This window comes from Deltaproteobacteria bacterium (assembly GCA_016709225.1).
GTDB lineage: Bacteria > Myxococcota_A > Polyangia > Nannocystales > Nannocystaceae > Xiheibacterium > Xiheibacterium phototrophicum.
Genome location: JADJEE010000012.1, coordinates 2,276,270 through 2,290,582, shown reverse-complemented (window position 1 = coordinate 2,290,582; position 14,313 = coordinate 2,276,270). Strand labels below are relative to the sequence as shown.

Here is a 14,313-nt window from a genome sequence, read left to right as displayed (position 1 = left end):
GTGACCTCGGCGCACCTCGACGATCCCGGAGGCGTGCCGTAGACCGCTGGCACGAGCATGGGCCGTAGGATTCCGTCGATCGCGATCGCGTGCGCACTCGCGTGCACCCCCACCGCCGCCGCCGCGCTCGAGCCGCTGGCGCGCTACCTCGAGGCTGGGCGCAGCCATGCCGCCGAGGCGCGCGAGACCGCGGCCACCGTCACGGCGCGCAAGGCCGAGACCCGCGCCGAGCGGGCGCGGCTGTTCCCCGCGCTCGAGGCCTCGGCCGGCTACACGCGCAATCAGTTCGACATCGTCGCGCGGATCCCCAACGCGGCCGGTGGCTTCGACGAGGCGACGTTCACCCCGCGCAACCAGCTCGACGCCTCGGTGACGCTGACGGTGCCGCTGCTCGATCTCGCGGCGATCCGTCGGACCCAGTCGGCCCGCGCCAGCGAGCAGGCTGCGGTTCGCGATCGCACCGTCGCGCTCGTCGATCTCGACGACCGGATCGTCGCGGCCTACACCAACCTCCTCGCCTACGAGGCGCTCTCGCGATCGGCCGAGGGTGGCCTCGAGGCGGCGCGGGCGAACCTCGAGGTGGTGCGCGCCCGCGAGTCGGGCGGGCTGGCGTCCGATCTCGACGTGCGCCGCGCGACCGCCCAGGTCGCGGCGGCCGAGCAGGCGATCGCCGAGGCGTCGCTTCGCAAGCGGAGCGCCGCGCGTGAACTCGAGGCGATCACCGGAATCGCCGTGGCCGATCCGATCCCCGCGCCGCCCGCGGATCTCCGGGCCGAGGCCGCGCTGCCGACGTGGCTCGACGGCCTCGAGGGCACCGACGAGGTCGCGTCGGCGCGGACGAAGATCCGGGCGGCCGAGGCCAACCTCCGCGCGCGACGCTCGGTGTTCCTGCCGCTCTTGTCGGCCCGCGCCACCGAGCGGCTGACCAACGCCGCCGGCTTCGGCCAGCCCGCGCAGTGGGCGGTCGGCGTGACCCTGACCGCGCGCTTCGACGTGCAGGCGATCCACCGCGCCCGCGCCGAGCGGGCGAACGTGGCGGCGAGCGAGGCCCGCTTCGATCTCGCGAAGCGCAGCAAGCGACTCGAGATCGAGGACGCCCACGATCGCGTCGAGTCGCTGCGCGTGCGGGCCGTCGCCGCGGCGTCCGAGGCCGAGGCGAGCCAGGCCGCGATCGCGGTGGCGCAGGCCCGCTACGAGGGCGGCACCGCGACGCAGCTCGAGGTGGTGCAGGCGTTGCGCGATGGCTTCGTCGCCGAGGCGAGCCGCATCCAGGCGACCAGCGAGTTGTCGTACGCGCGCGCGCAGCTGCGGCTCGCCGCGGGCCGCGGGGTGGAGGATCTGCGATGACGCCGAACCCCACATCGCCACGACGACCTCGTCGCGCGTGGTTCGGCTACCGCGCGCGGGCCATGGCCGCGCTCGGCGTCGAGATGATGATCTACGACAAGCCCAAGCTCGCCGGCACGCTCGTCGGCGTCGTGTTCGCGGTGGTGCTGTCGCTGCAGCAGCTCAGCATCCTGTTCGGCCTGCTCGACAAGAACACGATGTTCGTCGACCACGCCGGCGCCGACGTGTGGATCACCCCGGCGGGTACCGAGCAGCTGCAGCCCGGCGCGCCGCTGTCGGACGCGGTGCTCATGCGCGCGCGCACGACCCCGGGCGTCGCGATCGCGGAGCCGTTGGTCTACGCCGGCGCCGTCATCAAGACGCCGCTGGGCGCCTCCGAGCCGGTCACGCTCATCGGCACCGCGGCGCCGCTGCGGCTGGGCGGACCGTGGGCGATGGTCGCCGGCGATCCCGACGTCCTCGCGCGGCCCGACACCGTGATCTTCGAGGACGCCGAGCGCGACAAGCTCGGCGCGCTCAACCTCGGCAGCCGCCGCGAGCTCAACGGCCGGCTGGTGACCGTCGGTGGCTTCACGTGGGGATTGCTGCCGTTCGGGCCGCCGTACGCCTTCGGCGACATCGAGCTGGTGCGCGAGCTCGTGCGCGCGCCCGCGGACCAGCACACGTTCGTGCTCGTGCGCGTCGATGCGGGCGTTGATCCCGAGGAGGTCGCCGCCCGACTCGCCGCCGCGCTGCCCGAGACCAAGGTCATGACGGGCGCGCAGTTCCACGACTCGATCGTCGGGCGCCTGATCGCCGATCAGCTGGGCGTGTCGTTCGGCACCTCGACCGCGTTCGGCTTGCTGGTCGGCTTCGCGATCGTGGCGCTGTCGATGTTCTCGTCGGTGCTCGACCACATCCGCGAGTTCGGGACGCTCAAGGCGATCGGCTGCACGAACTTCGATCTGACCAAGCTGTTGCTCGCGCAGTCGATCGGCTACGCCGTGTTCGGATCGCTGCTCGGCATGGCGCTGGTCACCGGCATGTCCGAGGGCATCCGTAGCCCGCAGCTGGTGCCGATCATCGTGCCCGAGCTGTACCTGCTGGCCCCCGCCGCGATGATCGTGCTGTGCATGCTCGCCTCGGGGCTGGCGCTGCTGCGCGTACGCGGCCTCGAGCCGGGGATGGTGTTCCGATGAGCGCCGAGCTCGCGATCGATGCCCGCGGCATCGCCAAGACCTTCGGCTCCGGCGCGCTGGCATTCCAGGCGCTGGCTGGCGTCGATCTGCAGGTGCGCCGCGGCGAGTTCGTGATGCTCGCGGGGCCCTCGGGCAGCGGCAAGACCACGCTGCTATCGATCCTCGGCTGCGTGCTCAGCAGCACGCAAGGCGAGCTGTCGCTCTTCGGCGCGCGCGTCAGTGGCTTGCCCGAGCGCAAGCTGCCCGCGGTGCGCATGGCCACGATCGGCTTCATCTTCCAGGGCCACAACCTGCTGCCGGCCCTCACCGCGCGCGACAACGTCGCCTTGGTCCTGAAGATGAAGGGCTGGTCGGTGGGCGACGCGAACGCCGAGGCCAAGCGACTGCTCGAGCGGGTGTCGCTCGGCACCAAGCTGCATGCGCGGCCCGCAGAGCTGTCGGGCGGGCAGCGCCAGCGCGTCGCGATCGCCCGCGCGCTCGCCGGAGATCCGCCGCTGGTGCTCGCCGACGAGCCGACCGCAGCCCTCGACGCCGCAAGCGGCCTGCAGGCCACCGAGCTGTTGCGCGAGGTCAGCCGCGAGCGTGGCGACACGGTCGTGGTCGTCACCCACGACAACCGCATCTTCCACCTCGCCGATCGCATCGTGCACATCGAGGACGGCCACATCGTGCAGGAACAGACAGGAGCAGCCCCGTGAGTCGCTTTCGCTGGTTCACCGCCGTCGTCGCCCCCGCGGTCACGATCGGCCTCGTCGCCGTCGTGGCCCGCGCCTACGTCGCGCCGTCGCCCACCGATCCGCGCCCCGCCGACGTCGAGATCGCCGCGCGCGAGACAATCCCCGAGGGCGGCCTCGACGAGCGCATGGCCGTGCCCGAGGGCAACTTCGTCGGCGGCAACGGGGTCGTCGAGCCGAGCGGTCGCGAGGTGAAGGTCGCCGGCGACGTCGGTGGACGCATCGTGGCGATCGCCGCGAAGGAGGGCCAGTTCGTCGAGGCGGGCGCGCGATTGGTCGAGCTCGAGCACGGCGTCGAGCAGGCGGCGCTCGCCGGCGCGCAGGCCGAGGTGCTCGCCGCCCAGGCCGAGCTCGACCGGACACTCCGCGGCAATCGTCGCGAGGACATCCGCGCCGCCGAGGCCGAGGCCGAGGCCGCCCGCGCCCGCGCCGAGCTCTCCGCCGGCGTGCTCACGCGACTCGAGTCCGTGATCGCCAAGGGCGGCACCACCGTCGACGAGCTCGAGCGCGCGCGCAAGCAGGCCGACGTCGACACCGCCGCCGCGCGACAGAGCGAGGCGCGACGCGACGCGAGCATCCGCGGCTCGCGACGCGAGGACATCCAAGCCGCCCGCGCGCGCCTCGTCGCCGCGCAGGCCCGGCGCGATCAGGCCGCCGCGACCTTGGCGAGTCGTTTCGTCGACGCGCCGCTTTCAGGTGAACTCCTGCAGAGCAAGTTTCGCGAGGGCGAGTACTACCAGCCCGGCGGCGCCGAGCCGTTGATGGTGATGGGTGACACGCGGACCTTGCATGTGCGCGTCGATGTCGACGAGCGCGACGTCGCGAGGATCGAGCTGGGGGCGCGCGCGATCCTGCGGGTGCCCGCGATGCCGGGCCGCGATCTCGGCGGTGAGGTGGTGGAGATCGGCCGACGCATGGGTCGCAAGAACCTGCGGACGGATGATCCCGTGGAGCGCAACGACACGAAGATCCTCGAGGTGGTGGTGGCGCTCGCGGAGCCGTCGGGGCTGGTCGTCGGGCAGCGGGGGATGGTCTACATCGCGGCGAAGTAGGTGGCGCGTCCGTTGGTTTCGGCACTCGCCGCTGCCCCGGCCGTTCGGGCTCGGGCCCGACGACGCACCCCCAACATCACCTCCGGCGTCGCAGCACGCCGAGCACGAGCAGCCACGCGAACGCGGTCGGCGTGCCGGCGCTGCGGCACCCGCAGCCGCTCGCGCCATCGTCGTTCTCCCCAGCGCCCGTCGACTCGCCCGCCGTACCCGCGCCCGGGGTCGTCGTGCTCGCGCTGCCTCCGTCCGGTGACGTCGTCGCCGAGCTGGTCGCGCTCCCTTCGCCCGGCGCGGTGGTCATGCCATCGCTGGTGCCGCCGCCACTACCGCTCGTATCGGACGCGCCCCCACCGAGCACACCGATCGGCTCGGTGCTGATCACGAGCGCGTCGAACCAGATGCGATGCGCGACCTCAGCCTCCGGGTAGTAGTTCCACACGATGAAGTGGTTGAGCTGCAGGGTCGGATCCTCGCGCCAGAGAATGCCGTCGTGATGCCCGATCTCCACCCCGTCGATCCACAGCGTCATCTCGCCGTCGGCGACGCCCGGCGTGTTCGCGGCGACCATCGTCTCGATCGCGTACCAGGTGTCGGCGACGAGCGAGACCGAGGGATCGGAGATGTCGAGGTTCTCGCCCCAGCAACACTCGAGGCCCATCTCGCACGGCAGCCCGCGATCGGCACAGCCGTCGCAGATCGCCTGCGGGTCGGCATAGTTCGCGCAGCTGTCGCCCGGATCGCAGTTCATCGCCGGGTGGTACGTGTAGAAGAACGGCTGCCCGGGTAGCTCGCCGTCGGTGACGACGCGTGTGTCGACGGTCGTGCCGCTGAGGCACTGCACACCGTTCGGGCGACAGCCCGCGTCGCCGTGGCACGACCATTCGTCGTCGGTGCGATCGCCGTGGATCGCGTAGAAGTGGTGCATCGGCTCGGTCCACGAATCGTCGAAGCGCATGTAGAAGCGCGCGTACACCCGATCGGCACCGGCGAAGCGCACCGAGAACTCCGCGTCGGCGCCGTACGGCGGTGTGAAGTCGGCGAGCAGAGCACCGTCGCCTTCGAAGGTCGGACCGCTCTGCGCCGAAACGAGCGTGGCGCGCGGCAGCGCCTCGATGCCGTCCAAGCTCTCTTCGAAGTCGTTGCAGTAGATGACCGCGGGGTTGTCGACGCAGTACGGCTCGACTGCGTACGCGGTCGACGGCGCGAGGAGCAGAAGTACGAGCAACCCGCGGGTGATCGACGACGATCGCATGTCGACGATCGTATTCGAGAGCGCCCACCTGCGTCACGACGTCTTCGCCGCCGGGTGACGACATCGACGCCACGCGAGCGGTGGTCGACGCCCCGTCACTGTGGCGAGCGTTCGCCTTCGGGCAGCTGCGCGGCGCCCTTGCGGTACGGCAGCTCGAGCGGCTGGTCCGGCACCACGAAGGCGGCGAGACGCGCACGGATCTCGCGCTCCAGTCGTGTGCGCTCGACCCACGCCCGGTACCGCCGGGCGCCGGTGGCCAACAGCGTGAACAGGGCGAACGCGCGCAGCATGTACCCCGAGGCGAGCGGCATCGTGATCAACGCCTCGAGAACGAGTACCAGCAGCGGCACGACGACGACGGCGATCTCGACGGGGCCCCAGCGGCGGACCGCGCGGATGGCGACGCTCGTGTGCATGTCGTCGATGGCGACGAGATCGATCTCGACCGCGGCCTTGGCGAAGAACAATCCGTTGCGATCGCGACTCGCCCGCGCGCCCGACTCCGTGATGCGCAGGTCGTAGCGCTCGGCGAAGAGCACCCGCGGCTCGGGCTCCGGCGGAGCGAGCCGGGCGAGCACCTCGCCGCGGGAGAGGGCGACGGTCCCGAACGAGGTGACGGTGGACTGCAGGCGGGCGGGCGCCGCAGGTGCGGGGGCGTCGGAGCGATCGGCACCCGCTCGGACCAGGGCACTGGGATCGGCACGCCGCCGCGTCATCGCGACGCCCCGCCCAGGGGCCACGCGATGCGTGCGCTCGTGGTGCAGCGGAAGACCATGCGGACGGCGCCTCGATGCACCTACGTCGGCGCGACGCTCGGCCTTCAATCGAATTGACGGACGCTGGCGCCCGTCACATGCGATCACGCAACGTCCACGCGGATCGCCGAGCTCGCTCGAGCATGGGCACGAGCGGCAGAGCTAGTCCACGCCTTGCGTGGGATCGTCGGTCACCACGCAGACGATCGCTTCGCGGGTGGGTCGTCGAAGGACGCGCTCGCGCACCAGATCGGGCAAGCACTCCAGCGTACCGCAGCCCGCGCCGAGACCGTCGACGCGAACCATCACGCCGGTCTGCTCGTCGTCGCAGCGCCGCTCGAGATAGATGGAGATCCCGCCTTCGGGGTGGCGTTCGATCACCGCGGTCGCGCGGCCGCGGGTGCCCACCCAACGCATGAGCGCGTCGGAGAACCGCACCGGGTCGAAGGCTGCGCCCGGCAACGAACGCAGGGCCTCGACCTCGGCGCCCGCGGATGCATCGACGAACACCACGCGTGCCACCTCGTCGCTCGTGGCCGCGGCGGTCGGCTGCAGCACGCGCGGCTCGATTCCGACGCTCAGCCCCCTTCGGCGCAGCTCGGGCAGCGCGCGCCGCAGCCCGGCCAGCAAGGTCTCCGACGGGGCGAGCCGGCGGCCCGTGGCGAGCAGATGCGCGGCTCGATACACGCGATCGTCCCAGCTCGCGAGGTTGCTCGTGCGTGCGGCCTCGGCGTGCAGCACCGCAGCGGCGCGGCGGCGCGTCCGGGGCCGCGTGGGCAGGCAGTCGTCGTCGAGGCACTCCGACAGGCCCTGCACCGCGGCCTCGAACCACTCGCCCTCGCGATCGGCCAAGAACCCCACCACCGCGTCGCCACCGGCACTCGGGTCGGCACGCAGCAGATCGTAGACCAGTGCGTCCACCGACCATTCGTCGTTCCACTCGGACGGCTGCGTGCGTCGCAATGGTTCGACCACCGAACGCGCGGCGCGGACCGGGTCGATCTCCAGCAACACCTCGGCCGCACGCGCGACCAGCTGCGGATCGGGATCGTCGAGGCTGCGCTGCAGCAGCGCGACGGAGGGGCCCGTCCGGGCGGGCGCGTCGATCCGCACGTACTCGGGCAGCGACACGAGCACGCACGCGAGGGTGGATGCCCGTGATTGCGGCTGCAGGGCGAGCAGCGCGTCGACGTCGGCCTGCAGCGCGGCCGGTGCGGCCGTGACTACGATGCGTTCGGCCAGCATGCAGGTCTCGACGCCCGCGGCATCGGCGAAGTCGGCGAACCACGTGCGCCGCTCGCCGCGGGCCTCGGCGACCTTCCACCACGCGACGATCGCGTCGCGGTCGGCGAATCGCCGGCCGGCGATTCGCTCGATCGCCTGGTGTGCTTTCTCTCCGACCGTGCGAAACCGCGGGATCCGCCCCCCATCCGAGAAATACGCATCGCGCGTGGGCGTCGCGTCACCGAGCCGAGCCACGAGCCAGGGCAGTCCTCGCCATCGCGCACGCGTCAGCTCGGCGAACGGAGAACGCAGCTCGGGGCCGATCACGCCTGATCCGTGATCGTCCGCCAGCAACGCCGCGTCCGCCTGCAGACCAGTACCGTCCGGACGAGGATCGTGGCCGATTCGCGCCGCCATGTCGCTCGCCCACTTCGCCGCCGAGGATCGTGGCGCCAACGCGACGACCCGCGCGAGCCGCCCGATGACGTACGGCCGCGGCGCGAACGATGCGAACGCCGATGCGGCCTCGATGGCCACCTGCGTGGCGAGGTGGTCGGCGAATCCCCGACGCGCGTCGATTGTGCTGGTGCGCTCGAGGTCGGCGGCCAGCTGCCGCTGCCCCGCGGCCATGGCCCACGCCGCCAGCACCAGCGGCCGGTAGGCGCCGCCGGGCGGTTCACCGCCGCAACCGAGGAGCGTCCACGCCGGCGTTGCACCGCGCAGGGGCGCCGAGAGCTCCGCCGTCGCATCGAGTCGCACCTCGTGGATCGTCACGTCCTCGCGTGCACGCCCCGCACGCGCCACGCGGGGCACCGGATCGAAGGCTTCGTCCGTCCCCACCGGCGAGGCGGTGCGCAGCCACGGCGGCACCCGTGCCGGCAGGCTGGGTTCCCAGTCGACCTCGAGATTCGGGGTCAACAACAGCTCGTCCCCCAAGCTCGATCGCACCAGGATCCCTTCGACACAGGCGCTCGCGCGCCCGGGCACCTGCTCCACGCGCACCACCCAAGGTCGACCGGCGGTCTCCGGGAATCCTGCGCTCGCGTAGGTGCTGCCCACTGCGAGCACGTCGGCGTCCGCCGTCGGCACGTCGTCGGGCGAGCTCGGCGACGCGACCGCGGAGCAGCTCGTGAGCACGAGGAGCAGGCCAGCACCCAGTCGCATCGGGACCAACGACCACCGGCGCGCCCGCGGGTTCCCGGATGAAGGGTGACCCACGTCATCGAGGCCGGTTCGGTGCGGCGGGCTACGCCTCGTCGTAGGCGCGCTCGAGCGCCGCGACGTCGAGCTTCACCATGGTCAACATCGCGTCCATTACGGCCTTGACCTTCTTCCGGTCTGCGTCGCGGATGAGCTCGGTGAAGCGCCGCGGCACGATCTGCCAGGTGACGCCGAACGGGTCCTTGATCCAACCACACTGGGTCGGCGTGGCGCCGGCCTCGACGAGCTTGTTCCAGTACGCATCGACCTCGGCCTGGTCCTCGCAGTCGACGTACAGCGAGAAACCCTCCGAGAACGAAAAGTACGGCCCGCCGTTGTAGCCCATGAACGCCTGACCACCGACGACGAACTCCGCGGAACTGACCGGCCCATCTGCGCCGGTGCGCGCGACGTTCTTGATCTCGGAGTCCGGGAACGTGGCGGTGTAGAACGCCATCGCGGCTTCGAGCTGGTCGTCGAACATCAGAAACGGCGTCACCTTGCGCATCGTCGGCTCTCCCTCGGGGCGGCGATGTTACCCGAAGCCGGCCGCGTCGCTCCGCGTCGCGTCCATGCGTGGCTCGATGGCGCGAGCCGATCCGTGCGATGCGCCGTGGGGAGCGGCGGCGCGGTGGGGTTGGTGCCGCGGCCGCGTACAACCCTGGTACGCTCGAGCGACCGGCGTCCCGCACAGGTTGCCGAGCGCCCGACGACAGCCAGCGGGCAGCGCGAAGCGGGCGGAAGCATGTGAGCGGCGAGACCGAGACGACCAAAGGCTCGGGGCCGGCCGACGGCACCGGTGCCCGCCCACGCGGCGAGGGCTTCGCGCGCGGCCAGACGATCGGTCGCTACGTGGTGCTCGATCGGCTCGGTGCGGGCGGCATGGGGACCGTCTATGCGGCGTACGATCCCGAGCTCGACCGCCGGGTCGCGCTCAAACTGCTGCATCGACTGCATGCGGAGCTCGGCGAGGCCCGCGTGCTGGGGCGGCTCATGCATCGGCTCTTCGGCGACGAGGACCAGGCGGCCGCCAGCCCCGGCGTCGACGATCGACTGCTGCGCGAGGCCCAGGCGATGGCGCGGGTGAGCCACCCCAATGTCATCGCCGTGCATGACGTCGGCACGCACGAGGGCCAGGTGTTTCTCGCGATGGAGCTGGTGCAGGGCGTGACGCTCCGGCAGTGGCTGCAGGCGAGTCCGCGCACGTGGAGCGAGGTGATCGCCGTCATGATGCAGGCCGGACGCGGACTCGCGGCCGCGCATCGCAAGGGGCTCGTGCATCGCGACTTCAAGCCCGACAACGTGATGGTCGGCGACGACGGTCGCGTGCTCGTCATGGACTTCGGGCTCGTGCGGGTGCAGCACGTCGACGAGATCACGAGCGACGGGCCGCGGCCGCGCACCGACGCGCTCGCCACCGATCTGACGCGCACCGGCACGACGGTGGGTACGCCAGCGTATATGTCCCCCGAGCAGTTCCAGAGCATGCCGATCGATCCCCGCTCGGATCAGTTCAGCTTCTGCGTGGCGCTGTGGGAGGGCGTGTACGGCAGTCGTCCGTTCGCCGCGCGTTCGCTGCCCGAACTGGCGGCCGCGGTGCTCTCGGGCCGACGTGTCGAACCGAAGCTCGCGACTGGCGTTCCCACGTTCGTACGCCGGGTGCTCGATCGCGGGCTTGCCCTGGCGCCGGCCGACCGCTTCGAAGATCTCGATGCGCTGCTCGCTGCCCTCGCCCGCGATCCGCGACAGCGCCGTCGACGTTGGTTGGCGGTGGGTGGGTTGCTCGCGCTCGCCGGCGGCGGCGCGGCGGCGTGGCGGATCGCCCACGTGCGCGCGCTCGCAGGTTGCGATCGCGAGGGCGATGCCATCGACGAGCACTGGGACGATCGCATCCGTGCCGAGGTCGAGACCGCGATGCGCACCACCGAGGTGCCGTTTGCGACCCCGACGATCGCGAAGTTCTCGCCCGCCATCGACGACTATGCCGCACGCTGGTCCGCCGCGCGCGTCGATGCGTGCCGTGCGGGGCTGGACGGCACGCAGCCCCCTGCGATCGTCGCCGGAATGCGCGACTGTCTGGACCTCGAGGCCGAGTCGCTCGCGGCGCTTCTCGAGGTCGCGCGTGAGGCCGACCGGAAGTTCGTCGGCAAGGCACTGCTGCTCGCGGCCGAGCTGCCCCCGGTCGAGCGCTGCCAGGACGTCGGTTGGGTGGTTCGTCATGCCCCGGCCGAGCGCGATGCGAGCGATCTCGCGATCGAACGGCAGCTCGTCCGCGTCGATGCGCTGCAGGCGGCAGGCCGTGCCGAACCCGCGCTCGCGATGGCCGAGGGCTTGCTCGCCGACGCCGAGGCGCACGGTGATCCGGCGCTCATCGTCCGCAGCCGCGCGCGTGTCGGGGCACTGCTCGAGAGGGTCGGCCGTCACGAGGATGCCGAGCGCGAGCTGACCCAGGCGGTGCTCGCCGCCGTCGAGCTGGGCGAGGATGCCGAGGCGGCCGATGCGGCGCGCCGCCTCGCGGTGGTCGTCGCGCTGCGACTGGTGCGGCCCGCCGAAGGCCAGCTGTGGGCGCGCTGGGCCGAGTCGCTGGTCGAGCGACTCGGCGAGGAGGGTGACCTCCGCGGTGCGCGGATGCACAACGAGCTCGGCGTGATGGCCCGCGATCTCGGCCGCCTCGACGATGCGCTCGCCCATCACACGCGTGCACTCGCGATCCTCCGCGAGCGGCTTGGTCCCGAGCACCCCGACGTGGCGTTGTCGCTCAACAACCTCGGCACCACGCTCGTCGATCTCGGCCGCCTCGACGATGCGCTCGCGAGCTACGAGCAGGCGCGAGCGATCTTCGTCGCCACCTTCGGCGAGGATCACCCTGACGTCGCCAACGCGCTGTCGAACGAGGCCGAGGTGTACTGGCGTCGCGGCGATCTCGAGCAGGCTGCCGCATTGATGGCGCGCGTGCTCGCGGTCAACGAGGCCGCCTTCGGGCCCGATCATCCCCGCGTTGCGCAGAGCCTCACCAATCTGGGCGTCGTCACGCGCAGTGCGAAGCGGCCGGCCGACGCCGCGCGGCAGCTCGAGCGCGCCGTGGCGATCTTCGAGCGCGCGCTCGGGCCGGACCATCCCGAGCTGGCCAACGCCCTCGGCAACCTCGGCGACGCCGAACGAGCGTTGGGTCGCCTCGACGACGCGCTCGCACATCACCGGCGGGCGCTCGCGATCATCGAGGAGAAGCTGGGCCCCGCGCACACCTTGCTGCCGCCCATCCTCGTGGGCCTGGGCAACGACGAGCTCGCGTTCGGGCGCCCGGCCGCGGCGCTCGCCCATTTCGAGCGCGCTCGGACTTTGCTGGCAAAGACGCAGCCCGATCATCCCGACCTCGGCGCGGTCCTGCTCGATCTGTGCACCGCGCAGCTGCAGCTGGGCGACGCCGACGCGGCCCTTGCCACGGCTCGTGAGGCGCAGGAGCGTCTCGATCGCGGCGGTGCGTCGGCCGATCAGCGCGCGACCGCACGCCGCCGACTCGCCGAGGCGACCTGGGCCAGCGGCGGCTCGCGATCCGACGTGGACGAGCTCGCCCGTGCCGCGCAAGCGCTCTACGATCCGGCCGCGCCCGAGCGCGCCGAGATCGACGCGTGGCTCGCGACGCTCGTGCGGCCGTGACGACCGATCGTCGCGTCGCCCTGAGCGGTCGCGTACCGACGTGATCGGCCCCGCCGCAAAGACCGTGAGATTGCCCGCGCAGGCGCGCGCGAACCAGACGGCGTGGCGCCGCACGGGCGGTCGCGCCTTCGCCTGCGGCGTGACGGGTTTCCACTCCAAATGCCCCTTCGCGGGCGATCGTCGCGAACGGCCGGCCGCGATCCCGCACTACTAGCGCGAGCCATGTCTGCGACGTCTCGCCGCCGTTCCCCCCTCGAGTTGGGTCTCGCGCTCGCGCTGGCAAGCCTGCTGCCCGGCTGCGCGGAGGAGGGCGAGGAGGACGGCGACGATGGTGCGGCGTGTGTCGACGGCAAGTGCGACGCGAACGGCCCGGTCGCCGAGCAGCTCGCGGGCTTCCAGGACCCCATCGCGACCTTCCTGCGCACGCAGGTCGACGAGGAGGGCCAGTTCGAGGTCGGGTATCTCGACCTGTTGAAGGGCATCGCGAAGCAGCAGGGCTGCGCCGAGACCACCATCGACAGCTACGTGATCTCCGACGATCTCGTGGCCGATGGCGGCGGTGCGTTCCCCCGCGTGGTCAACACGGTGTGCTCCGATGATCGCACCAAGGCCGATCTCGCCTTCTTCGCGCTGTCGTTTGCCGACGCCGATGGCGTCGACGTCGATGTCCGAACCATCGAGATGTTCGCGTGGGACTCGGCGGCGTTCCAGTATCGCTTCTACAAGGGCACCCCGGTCGAGGGCAGCGACACCGCGGTCGCGCTGCAGGTCGCGCCGTCGGACTGTCGGGAGTGCCACGAGCAGCCCGAGCACATCGAGGGCCTGAAGATGCCGATGACGCCGATCATGAACGAGCTGTCGGCGCCCTGGCAGCACTGGTTCGCGGAGCCGGTGAGCTTCGAGCACCACGTGCCCGACAAGACGGCAGCGGCGCCGCACTTCAAGCAGCTGGCGGGCGTGGGTTCGAGCTTCCGCAAGTCGGCCGCGCGGCTCGAGCAGACCATCCGCTCGGCGTACACGCAGCGCATCGCCACGGCGCGTCTGCGGCTGCGTCGCAACCCCGCCAACGTCGATGAGGCGATGTCGCTGCTGCGGCCGCTGTTCTGCGACGAGCAGCTCACGTACGTCACCGAGGACGGCAAGAGCGGCCTCATCTCCACCAATGCGACCATCGACGAGGGGCTCGCATCGGTCTACTTCCAGCTGATGGGGACCGGCTGGCCGTGGGATTGGTGGCAGGACAAGGTCATGCGCTTCTCGCCGGCCGCCACGAACGATCCGCTCACGATGATGCCGACCCGCGGCGCGGCGACGATCGCGTACGAGAAGCAGCTGCTGTCGGTGCGCGCGCTGACGGCCGACCAGGTCATGCGGGTGCGGGCGCTGGACTGGACCACGCCGACGCTGTCGTCGTTCCGCTGCGGGCTTTGGCACAACGCGCTGCCGCGCGTGAAGGCCAAGAGCTTCACCGGCGCCAAGAACTCCGAGCTCTTCGTGCCGCTGCTCGATGAGATCCTCACCGTGCACAAGGACGACTTCGGCATCGGTGGCACCGACCTGCCGGCTTCGATTCCGCTGGCGTCGCCAACGGCGGGCAAGTTCATCGCGCTCGCGAAGGCCGACGAGGCCTCGCTGCAGGCGCTCGCCGAGGCGCTCGCCGCGGGCAAGCTCGGCGACGAGGCCTGTGGTGCCGATGGCAGCGGCATGTGCGTCACCGACAACGATGGGCTCGGCGCGATGGTCGAGGCGCGCTTCAAGGCCGACCAATCCGCCGGGCGCGAGCCGCTGCGGTCGCTGCGGAGCGCACGCGGCTGCGAGGCGAAGGCGAACTACCCCAACGCGCCGGCGATCGCGGGCCTGGGCGGCTGCTGACGTCGCGTTCGCGCCCACCGCTCGCGCGAGCGCCCCGCGCGAGGT

The 14,313-nt window shown here is 71.7% G+C and carries 10 protein-coding genes; 6 read left to right on the top strand and 4 right to left on the bottom strand.

Annotation, left to right across the window (positions count from 1 at the left end):
- The first annotated feature begins 57 nt into the window (after positions 1-57).
- From IPH07_34485 to IPH07_34470, 4 genes are read left to right on the top strand one after another with little or no spacing between them, the layout of a single operon-like run.
- Positions 58-1,347, top strand: coding sequence for a TolC family protein (locus IPH07_34485; protein MBK6922549.1), 1,290 nt, complete (start codon positions 58-60; stop codon positions 1,345-1,347).
- Positions 1,344-2,525, top strand: a complete 1,182-nt coding sequence (locus IPH07_34480) for an FtsX-like permease family protein (protein MBK6922548.1) — start codon at positions 1,344-1,346, stop codon at positions 2,523-2,525. The genes IPH07_34485 and IPH07_34480 overlap by 4 nt, the downstream gene beginning before the upstream one ends.
- Positions 2,522-3,223: an ABC transporter ATP-binding protein gene (locus IPH07_34475; protein ID MBK6922547.1), complete on the top strand. Its 702-nt coding sequence runs from the start codon at positions 2,522-2,524 to the stop codon at positions 3,221-3,223. Before IPH07_34480 ends, IPH07_34475 begins: the two co-directional genes overlap by 4 nt.
- Positions 3,220-4,311 carry an efflux RND transporter periplasmic adaptor subunit gene (locus IPH07_34470; protein MBK6922546.1) on the top strand — a complete coding sequence of 364 codons (1,092 nt, stop codon included), beginning with the start codon at positions 3,220-3,222 and terminating at the stop codon, positions 4,309-4,311. Before IPH07_34475 ends, IPH07_34470 begins: the two co-directional genes overlap by 4 nt.
- Before the next feature lie 76 nt (positions 4,312-4,387).
- Here IPH07_34470 and IPH07_34465 read toward each other — a convergent pair whose 3' ends face one another.
- From IPH07_34465 to IPH07_34450, 4 genes are all read right to left on the bottom strand, one after another.
- Positions 4,388-5,560 (bottom strand): hypothetical protein, encoded by a 1,173-nt coding sequence (locus IPH07_34465; protein ID MBK6922545.1) that lies wholly within the window; start codon positions 5,558-5,560, stop codon positions 4,388-4,390.
- Positions 5,561-5,655: 95 nt separating this feature from the next.
- Positions 5,656-6,423, bottom strand: a complete 768-nt coding sequence (locus tag IPH07_34460) for a hypothetical protein (GenBank protein ID MBK6922544.1) — start codon at positions 6,421-6,423, stop codon at positions 5,656-5,658.
- 54 nt (positions 6,424-6,477) lie between these two features.
- Complete coding sequence (locus IPH07_34455; GenBank protein ID MBK6922543.1) at positions 6,478-8,703, bottom strand: hypothetical protein; 2,226 nt, start codon at positions 8,701-8,703, stop codon at positions 6,478-6,480.
- Between the two features lie 82 nt (positions 8,704-8,785).
- Positions 8,786-9,247, bottom strand: a complete 462-nt coding sequence (locus tag IPH07_34450; GenBank protein MBK6922542.1) for a VOC family protein — start codon at positions 9,245-9,247, stop codon at positions 8,786-8,788.
- A 239-nt stretch (positions 9,248-9,486) separates the two neighbouring features.
- On the opposite strand from IPH07_34450, the gene IPH07_34445 reads away from it, so the two are divergent.
- A complete protein-coding gene (locus tag IPH07_34445) occupies positions 9,487-12,396 on the top strand; it encodes a tetratricopeptide repeat protein (protein ID MBK6922541.1) in 2,910 nt (969 codons plus the stop codon).
- Positions 12,397-12,618: 222 nt separating this feature from the next.
- Entirely contained in the window at positions 12,619-14,268 is a 1,650-nt protein-coding gene (locus IPH07_34440; GenBank protein ID MBK6922540.1) for a hypothetical protein, read from the top strand.
- Positions 14,269-14,313 lie beyond the last annotated feature (45 nt).